Genomic DNA, 26,991 nt, shown 5'->3' with positions numbered 1-26,991 from the left:
TGCATGATTTTTATTTCCCAGGCTTTAGTTGCTCAGCTTGTGATTACCAGCCCCGGAAATAATCAGGTGGTACAACGCAGCCAGAGGGATTCCGCTACAATCGCCGTTACCGGATACATGCATCTTCCGTACGCGAAGATGGAAATCTCGCTTGAAGCCGTGTCCGGTACAATGGCAACCAACATTACCCAAACAGTCTCCGACGAACAGTTATCCCAAGGTTTTTTTCATTCGCAGGTTAAAACAAAATCGGGGTGGTACCGTCTGCATCTCACGGCATGGCGATCCGATGGCCGGCAGGATACTGCCTCCGTAAGTAAGGTGGGTGTCGGAGAAGTTTTCCTTGTTGCGGGCAACTCCAATGCCATGGGCGTGCCGGATATGGGAGCGGTGAGCGCTTCCCCGAATGTCGTTTCGTTCGACACGGTGAACAAATATCTCAACGATGATAACATCACTGTGGCGCATGATGAACCGATGCGCTCGCCCACATTCAGCCAGTTTAACAGCCAGAACTTTGCTTATCCTGCCGGGGAAACATCCTGGCTATGGGGGGAACTGGGTGATATGCTGTACAAAAGATTTGGCACACCGGTACTGTTTCTCAATGCCGGATGGGCCGCTGCCAGTTCGATCAACTACCGGGAGGCCGCCTCGGGTAAAGACACCTTTAACAATTATGTTGGTAAAAACTGGCCCTTTCGCCAGCCTTACAGCAACATCCCCAATACGCTGCGTTTCTTCAATTCTTCCCTTGGCATTCGTGCCGTTCTCTGGTCTCACGGTGAAAATGACGCCTATCATGTTAAAATTGATCAGGCGAGCTACTTTACTAATATTCAATACCTGATCCAACGCGTGCGGGAGGATTTTGGATTTAATGTACCCTGGGTCATCGGGCTATCGACTGTGACCCGGAACGAAAACAAGCCCTACCCGGCAGTGATCCAGGCACAAACCGCCCTCGGCACTTTGAAAGGTTTCAACACCTGGTTAGGTCCCGATACCGACTCCATCCAGGTTCCGCGCCCGAATCATGGCCATTTCGAAAATGTAAACGGAGGTATCCAGGGATTAACGCTAGCTGCGAAAGCATGGAACAGAACCCTGCCCGACTCCTTCTTCAAAACCGTAGCACCCATTCAGCCCAAATCTTTTATACATACCGGCGTGGTGCCGGCATCTGCTTTTCCGGGTGCTGCATTTACCCTTCCGTTTGTAAATACCGACAGCAGCGCTACACCCTCGCCGGTACGCGCCGAACTATTGACGGAAAATGGTAGGTTTGTGGTGGTGGTTGGTACCGGGACCAGTAGCCCATTGACCATTTCCATACCATCGGGGGTCTTGAACGGTTTCTACCGGATCAGGATCGTGGCTACAAAACCCATTCTGGTAGGGAACGTATCCGAGCTAATCGACATTCATCGGAAATATAACGCCATCGGCTATATCCGGGCAATGAAGCAAAAAAAGGTTGATAACAAAATCGAATTCTCGTGGATGATGAGTGCCAATCCCGGTGTAGCCACCATTACGCTGCAAAAAAGCCCCGATTATTTCTCCTATCGTGATGTGAAGCAGTTTCCGGCAACAGGAAACCAGGAACAATCGGGTGTGTATGCCTATGTGGATTCCGATCCGGATCAGGGAACGATGTACTACAGGATCCGGATGGATTATGCGGACGGGTCGGTAAAGTACTCGGGGGGCCTGGTTATTTTCAGAGAGGATGCTCCGCCCAGTTTCACAGTATTTCCCAACCCAACGCCCGACCAGCACTTTTTCATCAAGCCGGAAATTCAGGATCAGGCTTTCTCCTGTACGCTCTTTGATGTGACAGGCCGGGAACACACTGTGGTGACCGACGTCAATGAAATCATCGGGCTTGTGATGGTTAAGCCGGTTTATTCAGTCTCTGCGGGGATTTATATTCTTAAGATTAAAACAGAGACCGGTATAACCTCGCAACGGATTTTATTCAGGTAATTTACCGGCGACCGTGTATAGGGTTAGGCACAAAAAGAGGTAGAAAACCAACGGCATACCCTCCGTATGCTGGCCTCCTACCTCAATGACTTTGAGCGGTTCTTAACCTTCAAATAGATTACCCAGTTTGCCGATCACCGATCCGCTTTCCTTTCCTGCGTTTCCGCCACCGATTGACAATCTCTGGATCAATTTGGAAATGGGCATGGATTGAATCCACACGCGGCCTGATCCGCGAAGGGTGGCCAGGAACATACCTTCCCCACCAAATACCATGGATTTAAGGCTACCTGAACGTTGAATATCGAAACTTAAAGATTGCTCAAAGGCAACCACACAACCCGTATCAATACGGAGCGTCTCGTTGTTGAGCTGACGTTCGATCACCACACCCCCGGCATGAACAAACGCCATTCCATCCCCTTTCAATTTTTGTAATATGAATCCTTCTCCGCCAAACAAGCCCGATCCGAAGCGTTGGTTGAAATGAATTTTCATACTGGTCCCCAAAGCTGCACAAAGAAAACCGTCCTTCTGAACGATCAGCTCATTGCCATATATTTTTGAAAGATCAATAGGCATCACGGTACCCGGATAAGGAGCAGAAAAAGCCACCTTCCTTTTCCCCACGCCCCGATTGGTGAAATGGGTCATGAAGAGGGATTCACCCGTGAGAACCCGGGTTCCCGCCTGGAATATCTTTCCCATGATACTTTGATTGGCCTCAGACCCATCTCCCATTTTGGTCTCAAACTGAATTCCGTCCTCCATGAAAAGCATTGCACCGGCTTCTGCAATCACTGTTTCGTTCGGATCCAGTTCTATCTCCACAATCTGGATGTCATCACCAATAATTTTGTAGTCAATTTCGTGTGAGATCATTGTTATGTTTGGAATTTAGATTTTGCTTGGGGTTAGGGCCAAAGGGCGTGGGAATCATTCCTCTTCGTCCTCTGATTTTTTCTTCGCTTTCGGCAGTTTCCGTCCCGTGATATCATCCCGGTCACGGAGCTTTTTGTCATCCACGTTTTTATTCAGGAATGCGTTAATGCGATCCATGTCAAAACTGGTCGTAATTTCCCCAAAGGAATTGATTTTAATGTCAAATCCTTCCAGGTCCTTGTGAACTCTTGGTTTTTCATTCACAGGTTTCGACGAATCGTTTTGTTTTTTCTTAGCCATAATCAGGAGCTTTCGGCCATCCGCTTTCGGCGATAAGCCTTTAGCAATCCAACCTGTGAAAAATGTATTTTATTAAAATTCAAGAAACAACACGCACTTTTACATCAAATCCCAGACCAGCTAATGTACCAATCTTTTTTCTCCATTAGGTGGATTGGTACCCAGACCAGGTATCTGTTTCACTACATAACCATTTCGTGACAGCACGGCGAAAACATCCCTAAAACGAAAATAACAGAGCATTCCTGCATTGACAACTCAATTTGATCAAACGGTCATTTTATGACTACGCCAGGCGAATTTGAGCTGGTAAGCGGTTCAGGGCATTGTCAAGTCGCTGAACGGACTCCGTTTTACCTAATATCTGCATGATCACCATCAGATCCGGTCCAGCGGCGGCTCCGGTGATGGCCAATCGCAGGGCTTGCATAATTTTCCCCATTTTCACACCCAGCGACTCCATCGTGGACGACAGCAAATGTTTAATGTCCTCCGCAACGAAATTCCCCTCATATCCTGCCAGAGCATCTCGGAAACCAGAAATTGCCGACACGGCTTCCTCATTCCACTTTTTAACAACGACCTCCTGATCATAGAATTCCGGCGCGCTGAACAGGAATAATGATTCGACGACAATCTCCTTTACAAAATGAACCCGATCCTTTAGTAAATGGACAATTTCCAATACCTGTTCATCCCGAACATCGATCCCATGTGCTACGAACAGAGGTGCGAGTTCTTTGGCAATGGAAATATCCGTCCTTTGCTTGAGATATTGTTGGTTGAACCAGTTGGCTTTCTGGATATCAAACCGTGCCCCAGCTTTATGAACACGATCAAAACTGAAGGATTTAATGAGCTCTTCCATGCTAAAAATCTCCTGCTCCGTACCCGCGTTCCAGCCCAGCAAGGCAAGAAAATTGGCAGTAGCATCGGCAGAATAACCTTCCTCCCTGAACCCTTTGGCCTTATCGCCGGTAACCGGGTCCGTCCATTCCAGAGGAAAAATGGGGAAACCGCCCAGGTCCGCATCCCGTTTGGAAAGCTTACCGTTCCCGTCGGGTTTCAGCAGCAAAGGAAGATGAGCAAATTGGGGCATGGTACTTTCCCAACCCAAATACCGATACAACAACACGTGCAACGGAGCCGAAGGAAGCCACTCTTCTCCGCGAATCACATGGGTAATTCCCATCAAATGATCATCTACAATATTGGCCAGATGGTAAGTAGGCATTCCATCCGACTTTAGCAGTACCTTATCATCGATCTGAGAGGAATGGACCACAACCCAGCCTCGAATAAGATCGTTAAAACGGATGTCCTCCTTCGGCATGATCTTCATTCTGATCACGTACGCATCGCCATTTTCAAGACGTGCTTTCGTTTCGGCAGCAGACAGCGTAAGGGAGTTGGTCATTTCCTGACGGGTAATGGCATTGTACTGCACTGCCGCCACTTTGGCCTCCTCCATACGTTTCCGCATAGCGTCCAACTCTTCGGTCGTGTCAAATGCGTAATATGCCTTCCCCTCCCGAACCAGCCTTTCTGCATATTCCCTGTACATAGGTTTCCGCTCCGACTGCCTGTATGGCGCGTGCAGGCCGCCCTGCTCAGGGCCTTCATCTATTTCGATACCAAGCCATTGCAGTGCTTCCAGGATGTAAGCCTCTGCGCCGGGAACATATCTGTTTTGATCTGTATCCTCGATACGAAGTAGCATCTGACCGCCTTGCTGACGGGCAAAAAGGTAGTTATACAGGGCAGTACGGACACCTCCCGCATGGAGCGGCCCTGTTGGACTGGGTGCAAATCGTACACGAACGGGTAACTTATTCATTCTTTTTTAAATTGAAAATGGATCATTGACATTTGACAACGTTGGCTGCCCGAAAAATTCCGAGCGTACAGTGACGATGTTGCCACGAGTCAATTGTCAACGCATATTTATTCTACTGCTATAACCGAAATTTCCACGTTTACATCCTTGGGAAGGCGCGCAACCTGAACGGTCTCGCGGGCTGGAGGTTCATTTTTAAAAAAACTGCCATAAATTTCATTGACAGAGGCAAAGTCATTCATGTCTCTCAAAAAAATACTCGATTTTACTACATGAGAAAAACCCAGTCCGGCGGCGCCGAGTATGTGACCTATATTTTGCATGACCACTGCTGCTTCAGCCTTGATATCGCCCGACTTGGCTAATTCGGCTGCAATCTGCCCTGAGACATACAGGGTACCATTTACTTTTACCGCCTGGCTGTAAGGCCCGATCGGTGCAGGTGCTTTATCTGAAAAAATGATTTCTTTTGCCATGAAATTGAATGATGTATGCGTGTGGCTGCATGCAAAAATTTCTGTACACAGCTTTCACGCAACAGGTGAATTATCCTGCAAAAGTATCAAAAATTAGGACAAGAGGGACGGATTATTGTACTTCAAACAGCGCTTTTAATTCTGTTGCCTCGGAAGGTTTAAGACGACCGGCCAATACCAGTCGAAGTTGCCGCCTGCGCAGGGCGCTTACATACAGTTCCTTTTCTTCTTCCGTTTCCGCCACCAGCGGTGGCACTTCGATGGGACGACCGTTCTGATCCACGGCTACAAAGGTGTAAAATGCCCTGTTGGTGCTGATACGCTGCCCCGCAGGGATATCCTCTGCCCACACTTCAAGAAATACCTCCATCGAAGAATTGAAGGACCTCGTAACCTTGGCATGCATGGTGACAATATTACCCAGCCGAATGGGTTCCGTGAAGGAGACATTATCCACAGAAGCCGTGACCACAATGCGGTTGGAATGCTTTTGAGCAGATATGGCTGCACAAATATCCATCCAGTGCAGCAGGCGCCCTCCCATCAGATTGTTCAGGGTGTTGGTGTCATTGGGAAGCACCATTTCCGTCATAATTACCTCAGAGTGAAGCGGGTTTTTAGGCTTTAACATGTGGGATGGACAAATTTCTGGTTTAAAAATATACCAACAGATTTACTAGAACTTGGGGCATTTTGTTTTTCGCCTTTCGATAGCCTGCATCCGGTTGCCGATCAGGTAGGTAGCCCTGAGTTGAAAGAACAGATAAGCATCGTTGCTTTTGGGATTCCCCCGTATCCACCCTGGTTGCTGTGCCTCCTGGCCTATTTCTGACGAACGATCAGATAATCTCCGGGCAAGGTCGCTCGGCAAAGCGTCGGGATTGGGATAAAAAGTACTTACATCATCCAGGTAATCCGACTGCAAAAAATTGTTACAAAGCTCAAGCCCAACTCCCAACCGATCCGACACGCTCATAGATACCCCAAGCCCTCCAGTAAGTACCAGGGGAATACGATTGTAGCTGGCCCCTTCCGTGGTTAACGGCGCAAGGCTGTGCCATGTACCATCCAGCTTCGCTTTCGGCGTAAGATAAGTTACACCCACTCCACCAAACAGGTACGGGTTAACTTTGGCCCTTTGGTTGAAGGAGAACAAGTCTGCCTGAATGCCCAGAGAGATATCCGGGTTACGGGTTCGGAAGGATAAATTCTTCTCAAATTTTTTAGAAAATTGCCGATCTTGTGACACCTGATAAAACCGGATCTCGGCCCTTGCGCTTACGTTTTCAGTGAGCCTGTAAAGCCCACCCAAAGAAAGCGATGGCCCCAGACCCAGATGCTTCATATTGACTCCGTCACTTAATTCGCCCGTGTAATAGGCCACGCCTACGCCACCCATCACGCTAACTACACCAAACGGAGGAATGTATTTTGTCCCAAATTTCGATCTCTGCGCAAGGGTTTGATCAGCACAAAGTAAAACACCAAACAGGACCATAAAAAAAAGCAGCACACGCCTCATAAAAGTAATTTTCATCTCCTCATATTTATGAATCAAAAGATCCTGATTCATCACAAAGACAGTTGGGAACCAAGTTTTTCGTAACGAAGGAAGTTATAGAAAGGGTGAAAAGTTGGTAAATATATTATTAAAATTTTAATGTTGGGGCCTGGTAGATACATAAAGAGGAAGCCGACAAATACCGGCTTCCTCTTTATGTAAGTTGATTTATGTAATTACTACTGGCGTTTCACCGAGCTGGCACCCGATGTGCTGGAATGAATGTCCTTCGCATCGCCGGAATACCGGATCGAGCTGGCACCACTTGCTTCTGCATGAATGGCTGCACTTGCAACCACCGCCGCACTACTTGCACCCGACGCCTCAATATTCACTTCCCGGGCCGGAAAATCCTTTCCCTTAAAAGAAGACGCGCCTGAAACCTCTCCGTTCAAAACGTCACACTTACCTACCAAAACAAGTGACGATGCTCCTGAAAGATCCATCGAAACTTTCTGTGCGGCTAGCTCCATACTGACCTTTGAAGCACCCGACACCTCGATATCCATATTTTTGACCCCAGAAAATCGGCCAACTGTAACCTCCGTGGCTCCTGAGAAATCCACACCCTGTAGATTCGGCATGGTGATCCGGACGTGAACTGTTTTACGATTTTTGTTCCAGCCATTGTTTTTATACCGAAGTTTCAATTCTCCACCCGACACGGACGATTCGATATCTGACAAATCTTCACTTCGTCCTTCGGCTGTTACGCTGTAACTGGCACCCTGCTTCACATCAATTTTAAATGCGCTTCCCATCGCAAGTCTGTTAAAACCCGACACCGAAAAAGTGCGGGATTGCTGTGCCATGGCAGACCATGACGTGAACGCTACCACCAGGCAAATGAGCGTAAATTTGAATAATCTTTGCATAATTATTTTTCAGTTTCGGCTGATTTTGAACAAAAGATGTCACAAACGTTACAAAGGTTGCATCCAGCCCTGTTCTTCTTATTGCAAAACCTCAATGTTGCTTGCTCCGCTTGTGCTTTTTCTGATTTGAGGAATTCTCCCAAATGTCGCCTTGGATGCTCCGGAAGCATTCACTTCCGCATCCTGAATATTGATTTGCGTTGCGTCCAATTTACAGGCACCAGACAGATCCACCTTTGCCGAACTGGCCGCCCCTTTCAGCGTAAGCTTGGAAGCCCCCGACACCTCAACGGAAAGCTGCGCCGTTTCTACATCAATTTCTGTTTTCGAAGCTCCGGAAATATCCACACCCAGTCTTTGCAGGTTTTTAAATCCAGTCACTCTGGTCTTGTTAGCACCGGACAGATTCAGTTGTTCAACCACCGGCATGGTGATGATCAATCCAACCCTCTCCTGATCTTCAAAATCCAGCAAACTGATGTCCTTGTTGCGTTTTACCCGCAGCGTGCCGTCTTCCACCCATACTTTAATGTCATCCACATTCTGCTCATCGCCGTCCGCTGATACATTCAATTCGGCGCCCTGGCGAATCAGAATGGCATAAGCACCTCCTATATCCACCTTTTTGAAATCGCCAACGGTAAACTGCTTGATGTAGTTTCCGCGTTCGCCCAAGTCTACATCACTGTCATCGTCGTTCAGATTGTATTCATTTTCGTCGTTCCGGTCACGATGGAGGAACTTTGCCGGCATATTCAGGCAAATCAGCCCCGAGTCGCGGCGCATCACCCATCTCAACTCCTCCCATTTCAAATCATGATTGTGGAGATCATATTTTTCGTCGTTATGCCAATTATTGAGTCTGTCGTGATAGAAAATCCGGGTCATCGCAAAAGGACGTTCGAAAGGGATTTGTAAGGTCATGTTCAGTTGCTGAATTCGAAATTTACCCTTATTGACCAAAACCGGGTTTTCATCAAAGATCAGCGCAGAGTCCTTTTGCACCACACGAAACGTAACATCAGCAGCATTTTTTCTGGCATCGTCTCTGCTGGCACCACGTGAAGAAAATTGCTTTTCCAGACGGATACTGTCTCCGGCATATCCTTCCAAAAACAGATTAGAGTCCCAATGATATTCATCCAGGTCATCATTATCTTCCTGATCAAGGAGCAGGGTACCTGATGGAATCGAAAAGTTTTCCACCAATGTCATTTCTCCGCGTTTTGTAAAGTTTTTCTGGTAGAGTCCCCCTGTGATAGCCGATCCGATGATCCCCACGATCCAGAGCCCTGCAAGCGTCATCCACACACTACCGCTGATTATCCTGCGATTGGCAATAAGGGTTAAACCTAAAATCAGTATGATAATAAAAGGAATAGAAATCAAAAGCACCGCGGACAATATCATCGTGGATGGTACTTCCCGTAACATCATCATGGGAGGATTATCGCCCCAGGGAAACACATTGCTGAGGCCGAATCCTACACTTCCCCCCACAACGATTCCGAAAAGCGCCATCACTGAAAATCCGATCAGTATGATTCCAATTAAAATCCGCACAACAGGCCCCAGACTTTTAAGCAACTTGCCCAATGCGCCTATGACGAGTGCAATGGCCCGAAAAGGGAAAAGTAAAATCTTGGTTACGATATGCTCTTCTCCGCCTTTCTCTTCCAGATCCAGACTCTGCTTGATGTTGGATTCAATATTGGAAAGTGTAATGGGCTCGCCCTGCATCTCCATCTTTTCCGTAAGCGTATTGGCTGCAGGGGCAATGATCCACAGAACAATGTAGATAATGACACCCGTGCCAAAAATAAAGATTGATAAGACCCATAAAAACCGCACAACACCCAGGTCCACACCGAAGTAGGAAGCCACGCCGGCAGCTACGCCACCCACCACTTTTCGGTCCGGATTTCGGTAAAACTTCTTGATCTTCGTATCTTCTTCCAGCGTGGAAGACCCCGGGAATGCAATCCACATGGCTATGTAAACCAAAATACTTAGTGCCGATATAGGGCCGAAGACTTCCTCTGCATTGAACATGCCGGCGCCTGCAGGGAGACTAAATACCCCAAGCAGAAAGGCGATTCGCACCCACAAAGGATCGATCGTGAAATAATGTGCCAGTCCGGCTGCAACACCGCCCAGTAATTTTCTTTTCAAGTCCCTTAGCAGTTTACGTGGCGCTGGTGGAGTAGATGCTGCTGCTGTCTGATGTTCAGCCTTTTCGAACACGGGCTCCTCCTTCGGAACAAAACCAGGATCAGTGGCAGACTCCAGAGGGTCTGCCAGGATATGCTCGGCCTGCTCTATGGCCTCGAAATCGGCAACGGTACCCATGGCAGCGATGAGTTCCTCCACATCGTCGAGGGAAATTACCTGCTTGGTTTCTATTTTTTGCTTGTTGATAAACCTTTCTGCTATCCTTCCTTCAATATCCGACAATATTTCTTTGCTGTCGGCAAATGAAGAAAAGTACTTTTGTATGGAGGACAGGTAGCCTTTTAGCTTTTCGTATCCGTCTTCCTCGATGTGGAAGATGACACCACCTATATTTATGCTGATTGTCTTTTTCATGATTATGATAATCGAATGTCTTTAAATGATCAGTTAGGGTCAGGAAGGATCGGACGTACGTGCTTGACTAAGTTCTTCCGAGCGTTGAATGATGGTCTGCACCGAGTTAGCCAGTTCGAACCATGTCTCCTGCATGGCATCCAGAAAAATTTTACCCTCATCTGTCAATACATAATATTTTCGGGGAGGGCCAGACGAGGACTCCACCCACTTGTAGTCCAGCCAGCCTGAATTCTTGAGCCGTGTAAGCAAGGGATATAATGTCCCTTCCACCACCATTATCCGGGCAGATGTAAGCTCATCAAGCATATCGGAGGCGTATACTTCACCCCGCGATATGATGTGCAGAATGCAGAATTCAAGAATTCCTTTTCGCATCTGCACTTGGGCATTTTCGATATTCATACAGGTTTCATGTTGATTAAAATGATAAGTTCATGGCTAATAGACAAGATTTTCACTTTCTACTTAACAAAGGTATACACAGGTACTTTGCGATGCAAGGTACTATGTAAATATTTTTTTATCACCGTGATAAAAGGTAAAATGAGATGTTAGCCGGTAGCAGGACAGGGTGTCAGAAAGCATTTGGCGTCTGTAACGCCGTAGAGGAAAGCAGAATTGGGACGAAAATTATTCCTATGTCCAAATTAGAGCGACTGTAGCGCTGAATTTTTAAAAACTAAAAACTGTGGCATCATTATTGAGTAATTAGTTAAAAATTATATAAATTTCCCGTTTGGTATAAGACATTCATACGCAGACGCTGAATTTCTTAAAAACTGAATAAATATCCCTAACAATTTGATAAGAACTTTATGCCCCAACTTGTACAGTTAAGCACATTCCCCTCTGATGCGGGAAATCTCACCGTCTTTGAAAAAATTATCCCCGGCACAATTAAAAGGGTATTTTATATTTATGGAACTACCGAAATGCAGCGTGGCGGTCACAGACATTACAAATCCTGGAATGCCCTCATATGCCTGCATGGGAGTTGCCGCGTTTATAGCAACAATGGACAGGAAGAGGCGTTTTTCTATTTGAACGATCCATCACAATGCCTCATTCTTGAACCGGAAGACTGGCATATTATGGATGCCTTTTCACCGGATGCCATTCTCCTGGTTCTGTCAAATGAATATTATGATAAGGCCGATTACATTGACGCGCCCTATCCGGAGCAAATGAAATTGTCGGTATGATCCCGTTTCTTGACCTGAATCAAATCAATCAACCGTATTTACAGGCAATCGAAGAAGCGACGCTACGGGTATTACGGTCGGGCTGGTACATACTTGGCAAAGAACTTGCGGAATTTGAAACTGCATTTGCGAAATATTGTGATGCAGCATATTGTGTGGGCGTTGCCAACGGTCTTGATGCAATAACACTTATTTTAAAAGCATACGATTTCCAGGAGGGAAGTGAAATTATCGTTCCGGCCAATACGTACATTGCTTCGGTACTGCCTGTGAACTACCTGCATCTGGTTCCGGTGCTCGTGGAACCAGATCACAACACCATGCTGCTGGATCCCGCGAGGATCGAGGAAAGTATTACTTCCAGGACCAAAGCTATACTAACAGTTGACCTTTATGGCCGCAGTTGCGAGATGAATGAGATCAGGCGACTGGCGAATCAGTATAACCTGAAAGTCATTACGGATGCTGCTCAGGCGCATGGAGCTGTTTTCAAAGGACAAAAAGTGGGTAGCATAGCCGATGCGACCGCATTCAGCTTTTACCCAACCAAAAACCTCGGTGCCCTGGGCGATGCGGGAGCAGTAACCACAGGAGATGGAGCATTGGCAGAAAGGATTCAGTACCTCCGCAATTATGGCTCAAAAGAACGATATAAGAATGATTTTCAAGGCGTTAATAGCAGGCTTGATGAGATACAGGCTGCCATACTACGTGTGAAGCTTCCCTTTCTCGAAGCCGATAACCAGGTACGCCGGGGTATTGCCAAACGGTATCTTGCGGAAATAAAACTACCAGGACTTACCCTTCCGCCGGCCGACCGGATAGACGAGGATGCCTGGCACCTGTTTGTGGTGAGGCACCCGGACAGAAATTCGCTGACAACCCACCTTGAACAATGTGGTGTACAAACCAATATTCATTACCCATTACCCATTCACAAACAACGTGCATTCGCTCATCTGAATGACCTGAGTTATCCGATCACCGAGGCTATTCATGAGCAGGTAGTCAGTTTGCCCTTGAATCCAGTATTACAGGATGAAGCGGTATCCCACATCATTCATTCCGTTAACGCATTCGAGCATTCCAAATGAAGCTATCCGTTGTCATCCCCGTTTACAATAGCCAGGACACCATCCAGGAACTCATCAAAAGACTACAGGTGGCTTTATCTGAAATCACCTTTGAGATTGTGTTGGTCAACGATGGCAGCTCGGATAATTCTGAAAAAATTTGTACAAAACTCACAAAATTGTACGACAACGTATATTTTATATCGTTAAGAAAAAACTTTGGGGAATTTAATGCGGTCATTTGTGGTCTGAACTGGTCAAAAGGCGATTACTGCGTAATGATCGATGATGATTTTCAAAATCCACCGGAAGAAATCCTCAAAATGATCCATAAAGCAGAATCCGGAGGATTCGACGTGGTGTATACTTACTATACCAAAAAGGAACATTCCCGATACCGGAACCTGGGCAGTAGACTGGTCAACTGGCTTACCAGCTACCTGCTAAACAAGCCTAAAGAACTGTACTTATCCAGTTTTAAACTGATCAGACAGGAAGTAGTACAGGAAATCATTAAATACAAGGGCCCCTACCCCTACATCGACGGGCTGATCTTCCGGCTAACAAGAAACATTGGAACCGTACAGGTTACACACGAAAAGAGAGAAAGTGGCATATCCAACTATACCTCGCGAAAACTGATCTCACTCTTTCTCAATATCCTTTTCTGTTATTCCGCCCTACCGATCAGGCTTTTTATGCCCATCGGCCTGGGTCTTTTCGGCCTGGGTTTTCTGTTATTGCTATTTCTTACAGGCCAGTGGGTGATTGGCCCCGACCCGAAGGGGTGGCAGGTTGTAACGGCCTCCATCATCTTTATAGGTGGTATTCAATGCACCTTGTTGAGTGTACTTGGCGAATACATCGGGAAAAGCTTCATGGATCAGAGTGGACAACCTCAATATGTGATTAAATACAACAGCCGGGAATCATGATCGATAACAGGCTGGAATATCAGCGCATGTATGAAGTGGAACAGAAACTATGGTGGTACAAAACGCTACATGGTAAGGTGCTAAAAAACATACAGAAGCACTTTCCAAAGGACACCGCCAAAACCCGGATTCTGGATGCCGCCTGTGGTACAGGCGGATTACTTTCTTTTTTACGTGAAAGGGGATTTACGCACCTGACCGGGTTTGATTATTCCCGTCATGCGGTTGACTTTTCGCTGGAAAGAGACCTCGATGTGAACTTTGGTGACCTGCGCCAGGTCGGCGAGTTTCGGCCAGGCGAGAAATTTGATGTCATTTCCTGCAACGACGCGCTCTATTTTTTAACCGATGAGGAAATAATCTCGGCATTACGGGAATTCAGGATGCGACTACATGAGGGTGGCCTGATTGTCATCAACATCCATGCTTTTGAAGCATTTTCGGGCACGCATGACCTGGCAGTGGGTAGTTCCCGAAGATTTGAACTGGAACAATTTCGGCGTTATGCCCAGTCTGCCGGCCTCTCCGTCCAGTTTACAACGTACTGGCCATTTGTGCTTTCACTACCCATTTTAGCCGTGCGTAAATGGCAGCAGTTTCAGATCCGAAAAAACAAAATTACCACCGCAGAAGCAGATTCTGACGTGAGTTATCCGGGCAATCTCATCAATGGAATATTACAGAGACTCATGGCACTTGAGGAAGCTGTTATACCAAGTGCTCCGTTTGGCAGTTCGCTTTTCCTGATTTTGCAACCATCGTTTGAAACAAGACTGCCTTAATTTATCAGAGATTCCAGCACATCAGGAACTCGTTTGAAACCAAAAATCCCGGACGAAAGGAAATCTTTCGTTCGGGATTTTTATACACTATGTTGATGCCCTAAGGATCACTTCATTGCTTCACCACCTTCATCACCCCCGTCATCAATCGCCAGTGACCCGGAAATGTGCAGATGTACGGGTAATCACCCACCTGATCGGGTACAACAAACCTCAAACGGAAAGTTTGCCCCGGATTTACGAGCGGTGAAGCCGCAACGATCTGTGGCAGGTTCGGCACATAATTTTTTTCAGCTCCGTCTTTTGCCGTTATCATTTTGTCAGCAGCAGCACCAATTACAGCTGTTGACTTAGGTTTACCCACGACAATGTTATGTTGCATTGCATCCGGGTTTTCAAATACGATTTCAACCGTCTTGCCAGCAATTGCGGTAAACTCGGTCACGTTGTATTTCATTTCTTCACGGACGGCTTTTATCTGCACAACCTGAACATTCGGATCGGCCGGCGTTTCTTCTTTTACACCGTATGATTCCAAAAGTGAGTTAAATTTCCCGTTCAGATCCTCCGGTATGTCTTTTTTTACAGAAGCCAGGACGCCCCTGCCCGTATCTGTGAGGGTTTCTTTACGCTTGGGATTCCATACACTCAGTATCCCTTTCAATATAGCGTTTCTTCCCTGCGGATCGAGTACCTGAGCTGCCCTGATCAGATTGATTACTTCATCGCCCTTTGCGTAGGAGGAGTACCCACGGGAAGCTCTTTCCAAAGCAAAATCAGCTAATTTGTCGAGTCGCTTTACCTCGAAAGATCTGCTTAACGTATTGTTCTTATTGTTGTCCTTTTCCGGGACCACATTTTCCTGGTCGATTGTAGCCGTAATTGTAACTTTACCAGCTTCTTCTGATGTAAAGTTGAAGCCGCTTTTCCAAGGCCCATTATTCCCCTCTGTGAGCTTAATGGTTTCGCCAGGTGCTATACCATTCGAAAGCTGCCTGCTGATGTAATTGGTATTTAACGAGCGGCTTCTGACACCAACCGTAACGACAGGAACCAGGTCTTTTGGCACTGCCACGCTTCCCAGGTTGGTAATCTCAATAACCACACGGGCATTCTCCCGTACATACGGCGTGCCGGGCTCAATGCTGATGTTGGTGATAGCCAGTTCCGCTGTCCCCTGCACGGATATCTTCGAAGCGCCATGAGCATCATGATTCATTTTAGCGTGATCCACAGACTGCTCTGTCTTACCTACGGATGGCTTCACAGACCAAGCTTTGGCAAATCTCTCAGCAAGATATTTTTTCATCAAAGTACCATTCTGTGCGTTTAACACAGCGGCAAAAGCATCGGGCATCCATCGGTCATCGGCCTGGGTGTAGGTATCCATCAGGGTGAGGATGGCATTTTCGGTTTTTGGCGTGTATGGAATTTCCGAAAGCGCCAGCAGCACGTTTAGCACCACCAAAGCATCCTTGTCATGGAGCAGATCACCCGCCAAAAGTGATTGCGCCGTTGCTTCCGTCCTGGGCAAAACCTGAACAGCCGTTTTACGGACATCATTGGAAGGATGTTTCAATGCCTCCAATACCGCAGCAAGAACCTGCGGCTCATTGATGGCATTAAGACCCTGCAAGGTCCATAAAGCATGGATCGCGGCGGTGTTCAATCCGATTTCGTCTACCGATTTGTCCTTAACAAGTTCAACCAATTTACCCACCACGTCCTTATTGCCGCGTTCAACCAACAACCGCTGGGCGTGGCGACGCCACAACATATTGGTATTTTTAAGTGTGGCTACCAGCTCATCCGGCCGATCTCTGCTCAGCGAAACCGGTGTATAAGCAGGCGCATTCTTCCAGGCAATCCTATACAGACGGCCGTGTGTGTAATCCCTCAACGGGGTTTCGTAAGCATTTCCCTTCCCGTTCTGAGATCCCTTTGGGGTAGGGTTGTGCTGAATAATGTAACTATACCAGTCGGCAACCCATACGGCGCCGTCAGGCCCTACCTCGGCGAAAACAGGAGCTACCCACTCATCAGCACCAGCCAACAGGTTAAACCCAAGTACATCTTCAAAATCAGTACCTTTTTTAGCCATCACATTCTGATGTAAAATATGGCCGGTTGGCTCAGCAACAAATGCTACGCTGTTCCAATACTTTTTCGGGAAGGCACGGGCTGTATAAAAATTATGTCCGGCGGCGGCGGTAAATCCCCCGAAAACGTCTACCTGACGAACTTTGGATGTAATAGGCTGCATATCCTTATGGGTATCGGTGCTGCGGCTGCCATTGTCCACCTTGCTTTGTCCAAAATAACGATTGGGTATGGCCGAATACCAGCCGTGCGAGTTATTGGCCGTGGATCCAAAAAGATCCCCTGCTTCATTGAAGCCCAATCCCCATGTATTGTTGGAAGTTTTGGCTACGATCTCCATATCAGATGCATCTGGTTTGAAACGAAAAAGTGCCTGTCCGAAATTGAGCGAATCGCTTTTACCGACTTTCCCTTTAAACCCTGAATAACCCACGGAACCGTAAATCCAGTTATCAAAGCCGTAATGCAGATTGGATGGGCCCGCATGTGTATCGCCCGTTCCGAAACCACTGAAAAGAATTTTCTTCACATCCGCTTTATCGTCGCCATCTGTATCCTGCAGAAACAACATGTGCGGGGCCTGCGAAACAATGATCCCGCCATTGGCAAAAACAAGGCCCGTCGGGATACTCAGGTCGTCGGAGAACTTCGTGAATTTGTCTGCCTTTCCGTCCTTATTCGTATCCTCGCAGATCAGTATATAATCGCTGCCACCTGTGTCTTTCCGTTCGTTGGGATAATCTTTCGTAATCAATACAAACAATCTTCCGCGTTCATCCCAGGTCATGGCAATGGGGTGCATTACGTCCGGCTCATGTGCAAAAACATCGAGAGTGAAATCCACCGGGATCTGAATGTGTTTTACTGATTCCTCAGGCGAAAGGGGCAGTTGCTGCAACTGAGCACCCGGACGCTGCTCGTAGTTGGGAAGTTGCGCTTCGCGATACTCAAAAGGCTTTGGGTTCAGCGCAGCCAGCGCCTTTCTGGCATCGTCGTTGACAGCCCATAAAATCCCCTTTTCCAAAAGATCATGAAAACCCGGAACCGACCAGGTACGTTCGTCATGACCATAGGCGGTGTAGAAAACGCGCCCTTTCCCATGTGTACGAACCCAGGTATAAGGTTCATTGGCCCTTCCGGGCTTATCCTTTTCCTGGTCGGACTGTACGATCCGCTCGGTCAATACAATGTTGTCGGGCTGGAGTAATTTATGCAAATAAGTCTCGTCCACCGTTTTGAACGGCTTTACACCTGCGAGGGCAGGATGATCGGGCTTTGTCCATACCGGCTGTATTGTATCCCAGGTGTGCCTCCAGAACTGCCCGCCTATGAGTTTGACCACCTCGGGGTTGTTTCGAAAGCAATAAGATCCACAATGAATCGGGATGAAACCTTTACCGCCTGCTACAAAATCCAACAAAGCGGTAGCCTGTTGCGGTGCAATCGAGTCCCAGTTTGCAAACAGCATCAGGGCGTCGTACTTGGCAAGTGTTTCCGGGTTCAGATCTTCCAGATCATCGGTGTAGGTAAAATTGAACCCTTTCGGACCCAAAGCGGCCATGATCTGCGGAACACGCTCGGCAGGCTTGTGATGGCCCACCTTATCCCCCATAAAAAGGATTTCCAGACGGCGTGCCTTCGAAGCCTCTTTACCGGATGTGCTTTTGACGGCAGCGTTCTGTGAAGACTGCTGAACGGCACAGCCCAACAGGACGACACCAAACAAAAAGGAAAAAATTTTGGTTTTCATTTATTTATCAGAAATATGTTCTCTCTTATTTACATGCTCATTTAATCACCCCAGAGCGAAACATTTTACACGGGAGCCCGCTGCGATCAAAAGACTTCAACGACTCCCCCTTTGGAATCACACGTTGTTAAAATCCGGCAACTGTATCAGAGCCTTGCATCGCAGACTCGTGTGCCAAAATACCTACGCTGGTCCAGTTTGCAGACTGTGCTGCATTGGGGAAAGGCTCCCTGTCTTCTATCAGAGCATTGATAAATTCATTGGCCAGGTGAGGATGTGATCCGCCATGCCCGCCTCCCTGCACAAACGATAAATGTGCGTTGTCGTCAAGGTCATACACGCCCTTTCCGGTAAAATGCTGGATTTCTTTCGGAAGTAAATGCGCGTAGTCGGGGGTTTTTACACGTTCTGCTATTTCTTGTTCCGGCTTTTTAGCTGTGTGGATGACGGGGTCTTCGCCTTCGATCAAGGGCCATTCAAACGATTTTTTGGTACCGTACACTTCAAAGCTCTCCCGATACTGACGCGCCACATCAAAAAGTGAGCGGTACACATAGGCCGACAAGTCACTGTCCTTAAATTTGATGTGTGCCGACTCCACAGCAAAAGGTGAATTATGAATTTTGATAAGATCCTCACTGATCGTCCCCGAGCCAAAGCAGGAAACATATTCTGCTTCCAGCTTCAGCAAACCTGCAACCGGCCCTACACAGTGCGTAGCATAGTGCATAGGAGGCAAACCGGGCCAGTAATCCGGCCACCCTTCCATTTCCTGCTGGTGACTCGCCTTTAGAAACTGTACTTTCCCCAGCTCTCCCTTTTCATACATTTCTTTGACAAACAGAAATTCCCTGGCATATACCACGGTTTCCATCATCATGTATTTTTTACCCGTTTCCTTTACCGTTTTTACAATTTCAATACAATCTTCCACACTGGTTGCCATAGGTACCGTGCAGGCCACATGTTTTCCTGCCCGCAATGCCTTCAGCGTTTGCTCGGCATGGTTGGGAATGGGGGAATTGATGTGCACGGCATCCACTAAAGGATCATTGAGCAGATCGTCATAACTGGTGTAACGTACATCAATTCCATACTGATCACCCACAGCATTAAGCTTGGATTCGGTACGCTGACAAATGGCATACATGTTGGCATTCGGAAGCTGCTGGTAGATTGGAATAAATTCCGCACCGAAACCCAGACCTACAATGGCGACATTGATTTGCTTAGACATAATTATTCAATTGAAAATGAAGGATTTAGAATTTAAAATAAAAAACGTAATATCGCTTTGCAAAGCACAGTATTTACCTAAACACAAAGCGCAGAATCAACAATACAATTTTAAAGCAAAATAATACTAAAAACTTTTCATCTTTTGATTAGTACCGACTATATTTTGACCTGTTTTTTACAAAAAAAATCATTTTGCGCAAAAAAGAAGCAAAACTTGCCGTGAACTACCCCCGAAATTTGGTACATGGCGAGCCCGACTAATCTCATATCAGGACTTATCGCCTATAGCTTCTTACCAAAAAAGCCCGCAATCAAATTTGAAACAGTCAGATCAAACCAAATTGCCATTTTGGTAGTAGGATTGTATCTGCTGTTTTGGGCTGAAAATCGATCAGAGGCTACAACAAAAAATCGAGGTGTGGTGTACCTCGATCTTTTGCAAAACCAGTTTGGGCTGGATTTGAACCTTAAATTAAATCAAACAATGGAACCTACTTATCAGCTCGCTGAAAAATGAAACTTCGCCTTTTAGTTTTTGAAACCTCTATTACACTTAAGCGTTTATCATCTAATGCTTTGACAAGGAAGTAACCAGATGGTTCTTTTGATTCTTGGTTTTTAGACCTCAACGAAATTATATTTTTTTCTGTTGGGTGCCATTCCCAGCTACGAATTGTAATAAAAGGTTTAACTTTTTCATTTTGAAACGCCTGGATAACGCAGGTGCCATATTTTGAAAATGTGAGAATGGTCTTAGGAATGTACCTTACCGAATCTTTTCCATCCTCTTCACCCAGTAAAATCCAGTTTTGGGAAAGATTCTTTGTTCTGTCCGACTCCTCAAATGGTTCATGTTTTTGAGTCTTAACAGTAGACTTCTTGCCAGAACGTGTAAGATTAAAGTCACTATTTTTTTTTGCCAGATCTTCACTTTTGATTTCACCAATGTCCGCTATTACAACCGCCTTACTCTTACTGTCAATTCTGAAAACATCAATTTGAGAACCGAGTCCATCTGAATACAAATACCTCCCATCGCCAAGCAATTCAATAAAAGATTTGGCAATTTTCCCTCTTTTAGAGGTACTTTCAAACACCCACTTACCTGTTATAGGTTCTTCCACTGTCTTGGTAGTGAACATGAAGCTTATGTCATAAGGCAATGCATGGACCGAAAACCGTGTTAAAACAAAAAGTAAAAGCAAGACTTTCATAAGAATATTTTTCATAGTATTTGTATTTTTTAGTTGGCGGGACATGACCTATAAGTCACCTGTAATTTGGGTCGATAATCAGTATGGTTTGTTTCACGGGACAAGAAGGCGAATGATCTGAAAACTTGCTCCTGCTGCAATCTTAGCTGAAATCCATTTCTATCTGAGGAGTTGAGATTGACCATGTCCTGAACTAGTTGTTGCACATTTAAAGATACGTCATGTTCCCACTCACTCGTTGAACCAGGAATACTAACACGATTCGCTTCAGTAAATGAAGGTCTATTGAGCCACGTAATGTAATTTTCCTCCCAGGCGGATGTGACACGTTCAACCCACAATTGATTTGTACCTTCATTGTCGTAATTCCCCATGGGCCATCCATCTTCATCCCCTGGTCCATAAAGGAATAATGTAGCCGATTCAATGATCGCATTTTGAGGTATGTTACGCAATTCCGAAAAATCCAAAACTGACCTATGAATGCCTACCCCCACACTATCGTAAACCCAGGCACTCGCCAAAAGTAGACCCGTGCTCCCAAAATTCGTAACAGCTTCTCCACTGGTAGAAGATATCCACGAATCACGTGACGGAGTAGCAGTTATAGTAGTCGAGCATGTAGTAGGGCACGGCTTTGTACCCAATATCCATTTGTTTGCACCTACCTCGTTGTTAACGTCAGAGGCTAACGTTAGGTCTGGTATTCCATCTCCTGGATATCCTGCACCATATCCATAGGCAAAGCTACTTATCCGAAATCCGGTATCCTTCCTTTCAAATTTATAAAGCCCCGAATTTGCGGTTAACTCTGTTTTCAGCCACAACTGGTGCGGTTGACTGGCATCCGATTGTAAATCTATAAAGTCCGATGCGGAAAAGCCCTGGTTGCGCACGCCAAGTATATTATTCACATTGGTGCTGTTGGTGCCGCCCATCGATCGAATTTTCAAGTATCCCCCACTTTCTTCGAACTTCCATCGCTGAGAATTACTATTGTCAGCATCTTTCATCTCTACTATTCCATTATTGTTTGTCATTCTCTTGCCATGACTTGCGTTGTAAATCTCGTAGCAGTCGCTAGGGTTCGGTGGGACGTTAACGGTGATAGTGACACTATTGGCACTACTTGCACAGGTGCCTACTACGCAAGTTGCGTTATAGGTAGTTGTTGAGTTCGGACTAACAAAGTGATCGCCTGTAATTCCATCAGACCATACTATTGATCCGCCGCTGCAACCCGTTGCAGACAGTTGAGCTGATGCTCCCTGTGTAATGGTAGAACCCGCACTTACATTTGGGGGCGCCGGGGTTGAACAAACACCTCCACCACCACTACCCGTGACACAAATTTTATCTTGTCGGCAACTGCCCCCGCCGGTTCCCTGAATGCGAATTGTGTTGGTTCCGGGAACCAAGCTGACGCTAAAGGACTGGACAGCCCATACAATATTCCATGAGAGACTGTTTGCCAGATTTACAGTCTGGGTGCTTCCACCATTAACCTGCACATTTACCACGGGGGCTGAACTGGAATAATACTGGAGATTCACATTGTAACTTCCTGCGGAGGGAACATTTGTTACTACGTAATCCACATAATGATTGAAATTGGATTCGGCTCCACGTGTATTGCCGTTTGATGCATTGGGGTCTGTCGTAACAGGTCCGTTACCATTGGAGTTTTCTGCTTCAATACATTGACTGAAGCCCTGTGAGTTTCCGTTCACCGTTACCATGACACTAGCGCTGTTGCTGCAGCCACCTGCGACCGTACATGTGGCTGTGTAAGTGGTAGTCGAAGTCGGGCTAACGGCTAACGAACTCCCATGAGCCCAGGTCAATGCCCCATCACAATTTGAAGCGGATAATGTTGCTGTCGCTCCGGAAGTAATGCTGCCAGGATTTGCACCAACCGTCGGTTGAGGAGGCGTGGTACAAACCGGGCCTGCCAAAGGATATAATCTGGATTGCGGTACAATCTGCTCCGTCTGACCTGGGTATAGCCAATACAACTGCGATTGCGCATCACCAGTGAGATCGTAAAATTCTATTTTGATTTTGTACTTTGTACAGGCAGTTAATGATACTGGTGTCCCATATATCGGTAAAACTCCGTGCGGATTCCAGTCATCAATTATCGGGTTTCCATTGTTGAGCCCCTCGATCCAAACGCGCGTCCCGTCATCATTGTTTGTTTTAAAGGTATATGATCCGCTTACAGGCGCTTCGACTTCTCCTTCCCATCGAACCGAAAAGTCACTGTTAACGAAATTGGGATCAGGGCTACCGCTGCCCCATGGGAAATTTATCGTTGCGTCAACCCGGATGAGCACAGGGGCATTTGACAAGTCAATAGAATTAAAATATTTACCTGTCAAGCCTGTTCCTGAGCCGGCGCAGGTTGCTACCGGAGGGTTTACTGTTAAATCAAGGCTTTTTGTTTGCGTGGTACAGCCCTCTTTTGTAGCGGTCAATGTATAGGTGTAGGAACCGGGGGTTGCGGGCGCAGTAAAAGTTGTTGAAAGTCCGTTACCATTTGAACCTGGTCCGGTCCATGAATAAGTGACCCCGGAACAACCATCACCACTGCAGGTAGCGGTAAGTGTTGTTGATGCACCCGCTGTTGCAGATGCTGTCAAAGGCAAACTTACGTTGAAAGCACACGGAGTTGGTGCATTCAGACAGGCCTTGCTTTCCATATACCACTTGTTTCGGCCATACACAGTAAGATCAGCGTATGGAGTAAGTTTTATATCAGTAATAGCATCACTAGGATCGCCCTCCCCAAAAGCCGGTTCACTCCGCATGATCATTTGTGCATTTTTTCGCTTGAAACCATACCGGTATCCCTGGCTTGAGTTTTCGATCTGGATCTTTTCCCATAGTTGGTGATCCTGATTACTGAAGTTCTGTAGCGTGATAATATCACCTGTCGAACTGCCTCCATTTTGTACACCAAGCACTCTGTCCGTGCCGTCCTGAGCGATAATCTTATAATAACTGCCGCTTTCCTGAAGCTTCCAGGTTTGACTGTAACCAGTATTGACAGGATCTTTCACTTTCACCACCCCATTTACATTTGCAAGTCGTCGCAGGTTGACAGTGCTGCTGGCAAGGCGTAATGAAAAACATTCACCACCTGGCGGAGGACTGGTTACAGCAATACTGACCACGGCCGTCTGAACTGAGCACCCATTTTTAGTGCCTGTAATCGTATATTGGTAATTTCCAGGTGCGGAAGGCATATTTAATGTATACGGCGAAGCATTTCCACTTGCTCCATTCTGGCTCCAAGCGTATGAAACTCCAGTGCATCCGGTCCCGGTACAATTGTAAGAAAGCGTAATGGGAGAGTTGGTGATGTATGGCGGGGAATCGTTTGTGCTCGCTGAAAGGGTGTATCCGCAATCTGTCACTGTCAAATCAAGGCTTTTTGTTTGCGTGGTACAACCCTGCTTAGAGGCGGTTATGGTATAAGTACCAGACGTTGTTGCCGTAAAGGTTGTTGAAAGCCCGTTACCATTTGAGCCAGGTCCAGTCCATGAATAAGTGACCCCGGAACAACCATCACCACTGCAGTTAGCGGTAAGTGTTGTTGATGCACCCGCTGTTGCAGATGCTGTCGAAGGCAAGCTTACGTTGAATGCACACGGAGTTGGTGCGTTCAGGCAGGCCTTGCTTTCCAGATACCACTTGTTTCGGCCATACACGGCAAGATCCGCGTAAGGAGTGAGTTTTATATCAGGAACCAGATCACTTGGATCTCCCTCGCCAAAATACGGCTCACTGCGCATGATCATTTGCGCATTTTTTCGCTTGAACCCATACCGGTATCCCTGGCTTGAGTTTTCGATCTGGATCTTTTCCCAAAGTTGATGATCCTAATTACTGAAGTTCTGCAGCGTGATAATATCATTTGTCGAACTGCCTCCATTTTGTACTCCAAGCACTCTTTCGGTACCATCCTGCGCTACAATCTTAAAATCGGTACCGCTTGGTTCAAGCTTCCAGGTTTGACTGTAACCCGTATTGACCGGATCTTTCACCTTCACCACGCCGTTTGCGTTTGTAAGCCGCCGCAGATTGACCGTACTGCTGGCTAGGCGTAATGAGAAACAATCTCCGCCGGGAGGTGTACTGCTTACAGTAATACTGACCACTGCGGTTTTGGGAGAACACCCACTTTTGGTACGAGTAATAGTATATTGGAATGTTCCCGCTGTGGCAGGCGCGTTTATGGTGTACGGTGAGGCATTGCCCGTAGCTCCATTTTCGCTCCATGAAAATGAAGCGCCAGTGCAACCAGTCCCTGAACAATCATAAGAAAGAACAATTGGCGAATTGGCACCTGGAGCATCATTATTTACTGTTGCGGAGAGTGTAATCTCGCAGGCAGGGTCTTCCGTGTATGGTACTAATGCCGGTTGATCACAACCGCTACTGTTTTTTATATTGTAGTTAAAAGACTTGACAAGATTGTTATTGTGGTCTCTGATTTCCGAGAGCCGATTAAAGCCATCATATACATATTTGGTCTGCTGACCGTTGGGATCAGTTATCAGCGAGACACCAACAAGAGGATTGGCATAGGTAAAGCCCGTTGTCTGATCACCAACTGTTTTTGATTTCAGCAATCCACTCTCATCTCCCGTTCCCCAGGTATAATTCTGAACAATACCATCTGAGGTGGTGAAGCGTTTGGGCTCGCCTCTTGTGGTGTAGCCATTGTTGCCGTCTGTTCCAAAGTCAACTACTATATCCGAATAGTTATTGTTAAAAATGAAAGCGTCGGGAATGGTTGACATACTAACACTCGTTTGAGTGTTATCGCTGACAAACCTTAATGTTTTTTCCACCTGAAAATTTCTAAAGCCAGGGAGAGCTGTATAACGTCTGAATAAGTTTACGGAGAGACTGTAAAATGAACTCTGTCTAAAAGTTTTAACTTTAAGACAGAACATGGAAAAGACAGAATTCGAACAGATGCGCGACAAGGCGCTCGAACAGTTAATGAAAGGACAATCGTTAACTGGTAAAGATGGCGTTTTCGCGCCCTTACTTCAACAATTTTTGGAAAGTGCTCTTGAATCAGAGATGAACACTCACCTCAGTGAGCAAGAACGCGAATCAGGTAACAAACGCAATGGTAAAGGTAGCAAACGCTTAAAAACCATGTCTGGCGAAATCATTCTGACTACGCCAGAGGATCGAAAAAGCAGCTTTTCGCCGCAAATCGTCAAGAAACGCGAAACGGTCCTGGCTGACAATCTGGCTCCTCAAATTATTGGATTATATAGTAAGGGAATGAGTTTTCGGGATATATCCGACCACATCCAGCAGATGTATGATGTTGAGATATCTCATGCCACGCTATCAGAGATCACTGAACGCGTGATTCCTCAGGTCAAAGAATGGCAGAGTAGGCCTTTGGAAAGCCTTTATACCATTGTATGGCTCGATGCTATGCATTATAAGGTTCGAGACGGGGGGCGGGTGGTAACACGAGCTGTATATAATGTTCTAGGAGTAAATCGAGATGGCTATAAAGATCTGATTGGCATGTATGTGTCTGAAAGTGAGGGAGCTAATTTTTGGCTTTCGGTTCTTACTGATTTGAAATCCAGGGGCGTAAAAGATATTTTGATAGCTTGTACGGACAATCTGACCGGCTTTTCTGAGGCAATATTAGCGTCTTTTCCGGAATCAGAGATACAGAGTTGCATCATTCATCAGATCAGAAATTCGTTGAAATATGTAGCTTCCAAGGATCAAAAAGTTTTCATGCAGGACTTAAAAACGGTTTATCAAGCTCCTACAAAAGATAAAGCGGAATTGGAGCTTGATAAACTTAACGATAAGTGGGGCTCCAAGTACCCTGTCGTAATCAAATCCTGGCAGAATAATTGGCACAAACTGTCAACTTATTTTGCTTATGATGAGCAGATTAGGAGGCTTATTTACACGACAAATGCCGTCGAGGGTTTTCATCGGCAAGTCAGAAAAATCACCAAAACAAAAGGAGCTTTTCCTAATGATATGGCATTACTCAAATTGATCTACCTGGCGGTCGAGAATATTAGCCGAAAATGGACGTCGCCTTTGCAAAATTGGGCACTGACAGCTCAACAACTGCATATCAAATTTGGCGACAGAATGCGAATGGACCTTTAATTTTGCTTCCCAA

General features: G+C 46.4%; 19 protein-coding genes and 1 pseudogene. 6 read left to right on the top strand and 14 right to left on the bottom strand.

Annotation, left to right across the window (positions count from 1 at the left end; translation table 11 throughout):
* Positions 1-3 precede the first annotated feature (3 nt).
* The gene (locus tag DYADSP32_RS22150; protein WP_414617973.1) at positions 4-1,989 is read left to right on the top strand and encodes a T9SS type A sorting domain-containing protein; all 1,986 of its coding nucleotides are present in this window, start codon (positions 4-6) and stop codon (positions 1,987-1,989) included.
* A 102-nt stretch (positions 1,990-2,091) separates the two neighbouring features.
* Here DYADSP32_RS22150 and DYADSP32_RS22145 read toward each other — a convergent pair whose 3' ends face one another.
* The 9 genes from DYADSP32_RS22145 to DYADSP32_RS22105 all read right to left on the bottom strand — a co-directional run bounded on the left by DYADSP32_RS22145 (position 2,092) and on the right by DYADSP32_RS22105 (position 10,911).
* Positions 2,092-2,871, bottom strand: coding sequence for a TIGR00266 family protein (locus DYADSP32_RS22145; protein ID WP_149240717.1), 780 nt, complete (start codon positions 2,869-2,871; stop codon positions 2,092-2,094).
* 54 nt (positions 2,872-2,925) lie between these two features.
* Positions 2,926-3,171: a hypothetical protein gene (locus DYADSP32_RS22140; RefSeq protein WP_149240718.1), complete on the bottom strand. Its 246-nt coding sequence runs from the start codon at positions 3,169-3,171 to the stop codon at positions 2,926-2,928.
* A gap of 286 nt (positions 3,172-3,457) precedes the next feature.
* Positions 3,458-5,008, bottom strand: coding sequence for a glutamate--tRNA ligase (gene gltX / locus DYADSP32_RS22135; protein WP_149240719.1), 1,551 nt, complete (start codon positions 5,006-5,008; stop codon positions 3,458-3,460).
* A 107-nt stretch (positions 5,009-5,115) separates the two neighbouring features.
* A complete protein-coding gene (locus DYADSP32_RS22130; protein WP_149240720.1) occupies positions 5,116-5,484 on the bottom strand; it encodes a Rid family detoxifying hydrolase in 369 nt (122 codons plus the stop codon).
* A gap of 112 nt (positions 5,485-5,596) precedes the next feature.
* Positions 5,597-6,115, bottom strand: a complete 519-nt coding sequence (locus DYADSP32_RS22125) for an acyl-CoA thioesterase (RefSeq protein WP_149240721.1) — start codon at positions 6,113-6,115, stop codon at positions 5,597-5,599.
* A 45-nt stretch (positions 6,116-6,160) separates the two neighbouring features.
* Positions 6,161-7,057, bottom strand: coding sequence for a hypothetical protein (locus tag DYADSP32_RS22120; protein WP_414617972.1), 897 nt, complete (start codon positions 7,055-7,057; stop codon positions 6,161-6,163).
* Positions 7,058-7,224: 167 nt separating this feature from the next.
* Positions 7,225-7,920, bottom strand: a complete 696-nt coding sequence (locus DYADSP32_RS22115) for a head GIN domain-containing protein (RefSeq protein WP_149240722.1) — start codon at positions 7,918-7,920, stop codon at positions 7,225-7,227.
* A 78-nt stretch (positions 7,921-7,998) separates the two neighbouring features.
* On the bottom strand, positions 7,999-10,506 hold the full coding sequence (locus DYADSP32_RS22110) for a PspC domain-containing protein (RefSeq protein WP_149240723.1): 2,508 nt from the start codon (positions 10,504-10,506) through the stop codon (positions 7,999-8,001).
* A 39-nt stretch (positions 10,507-10,545) separates the two neighbouring features.
* Complete coding sequence (locus DYADSP32_RS22105; protein ID WP_149240724.1) at positions 10,546-10,911, bottom strand: PadR family transcriptional regulator; 366 nt, start codon at positions 10,909-10,911, stop codon at positions 10,546-10,548.
* Positions 10,912-11,324: 413 nt separating this feature from the next.
* On the opposite strand from DYADSP32_RS22105, the gene DYADSP32_RS22100 reads away from it, so the two are divergent.
* From DYADSP32_RS22100 to DYADSP32_RS22085, 4 genes are read left to right on the top strand one after another with little or no spacing between them, the layout of a single operon-like run.
* On the top strand, positions 11,325-11,711 hold the full coding sequence (locus tag DYADSP32_RS22100; protein ID WP_149240725.1) for a sugar 3,4-ketoisomerase: 387 nt from the start codon (positions 11,325-11,327) through the stop codon (positions 11,709-11,711).
* A complete protein-coding gene (locus DYADSP32_RS22095) occupies positions 11,708-12,805 on the top strand; it encodes a DegT/DnrJ/EryC1/StrS family aminotransferase (RefSeq protein WP_149240726.1) in 1,098 nt (365 codons plus the stop codon). Before DYADSP32_RS22100 ends, DYADSP32_RS22095 begins: the two co-directional genes overlap by 4 nt.
* The gene (locus DYADSP32_RS22090; RefSeq protein WP_149240727.1) at positions 12,802-13,719 is read left to right on the top strand and encodes a glycosyltransferase family 2 protein; all 918 of its coding nucleotides are present in this window, start codon (positions 12,802-12,804) and stop codon (positions 13,717-13,719) included. The genes DYADSP32_RS22095 and DYADSP32_RS22090 overlap by 4 nt, the downstream gene beginning before the upstream one ends.
* Complete coding sequence (locus tag DYADSP32_RS22085) at positions 13,716-14,501, top strand: class I SAM-dependent methyltransferase (protein WP_149240728.1); 786 nt, start codon at positions 13,716-13,718, stop codon at positions 14,499-14,501. The genes DYADSP32_RS22090 and DYADSP32_RS22085 overlap by 4 nt, the downstream gene beginning before the upstream one ends.
* Positions 14,502-14,613: 112 nt before the next feature.
* On the opposite strand, the gene DYADSP32_RS22080 is transcribed toward DYADSP32_RS22085, so the two are convergent.
* The 5 genes and pseudogenes from DYADSP32_RS22080 to DYADSP32_RS22060 form a co-directional block, all read right to left on the bottom strand.
* A complete protein-coding gene (locus DYADSP32_RS22080) occupies positions 14,614-18,351 on the bottom strand; it encodes a PVC-type heme-binding CxxCH protein (RefSeq protein ID WP_149240729.1) in 3,738 nt (1,245 codons plus the stop codon).
* 117 nt (positions 18,352-18,468) lie between these two features.
* Positions 18,469-19,588 (bottom strand): annotated as a pseudogene (locus DYADSP32_RS22075) (Gfo/Idh/MocA family protein).
* 493 nt (positions 19,589-20,081) lie between these two features.
* Complete coding sequence (locus DYADSP32_RS22070) at positions 20,082-20,819, bottom strand: hypothetical protein (protein ID WP_149240730.1); 738 nt, start codon at positions 20,817-20,819, stop codon at positions 20,082-20,084.
* 14 nt (positions 20,820-20,833) lie between these two features.
* Positions 20,834-24,607 carry a PA14 domain-containing protein gene (locus DYADSP32_RS22065; protein ID WP_149240731.1) on the bottom strand — a complete coding sequence of 1,258 codons (3,774 nt, stop codon included), beginning with the start codon at positions 24,605-24,607 and terminating at the stop codon, positions 20,834-20,836.
* Between the two features lie 81 nt (positions 24,608-24,688).
* The gene (locus DYADSP32_RS22060; RefSeq protein WP_414617971.1) at positions 24,689-25,612 is read right to left on the bottom strand and encodes an RHS repeat domain-containing protein; all 924 of its coding nucleotides are present in this window, start codon (positions 25,610-25,612) and stop codon (positions 24,689-24,691) included.
* 154 nt (positions 25,613-25,766) lie between these two features.
* Here DYADSP32_RS22060 and DYADSP32_RS22055 point away from each other — a divergent pair, with 154 nt between their 5' ends.
* Positions 25,767-26,978, top strand: coding sequence for an IS256 family transposase (locus DYADSP32_RS22055; RefSeq protein ID WP_149240312.1), 1,212 nt, complete (start codon positions 25,767-25,769; stop codon positions 26,976-26,978).
* Positions 26,979-26,991 lie beyond the last annotated feature (13 nt).

It is taken from the genome of Dyadobacter sp. 32 (assembly GCF_902506755.1).
In the GTDB taxonomy this organism is placed as follows: domain Bacteria; phylum Bacteroidota; class Bacteroidia; order Cytophagales; family Spirosomataceae; genus Dyadobacter.
This window is presented reverse-complemented; position numbering and strand designations above follow the sequence as displayed.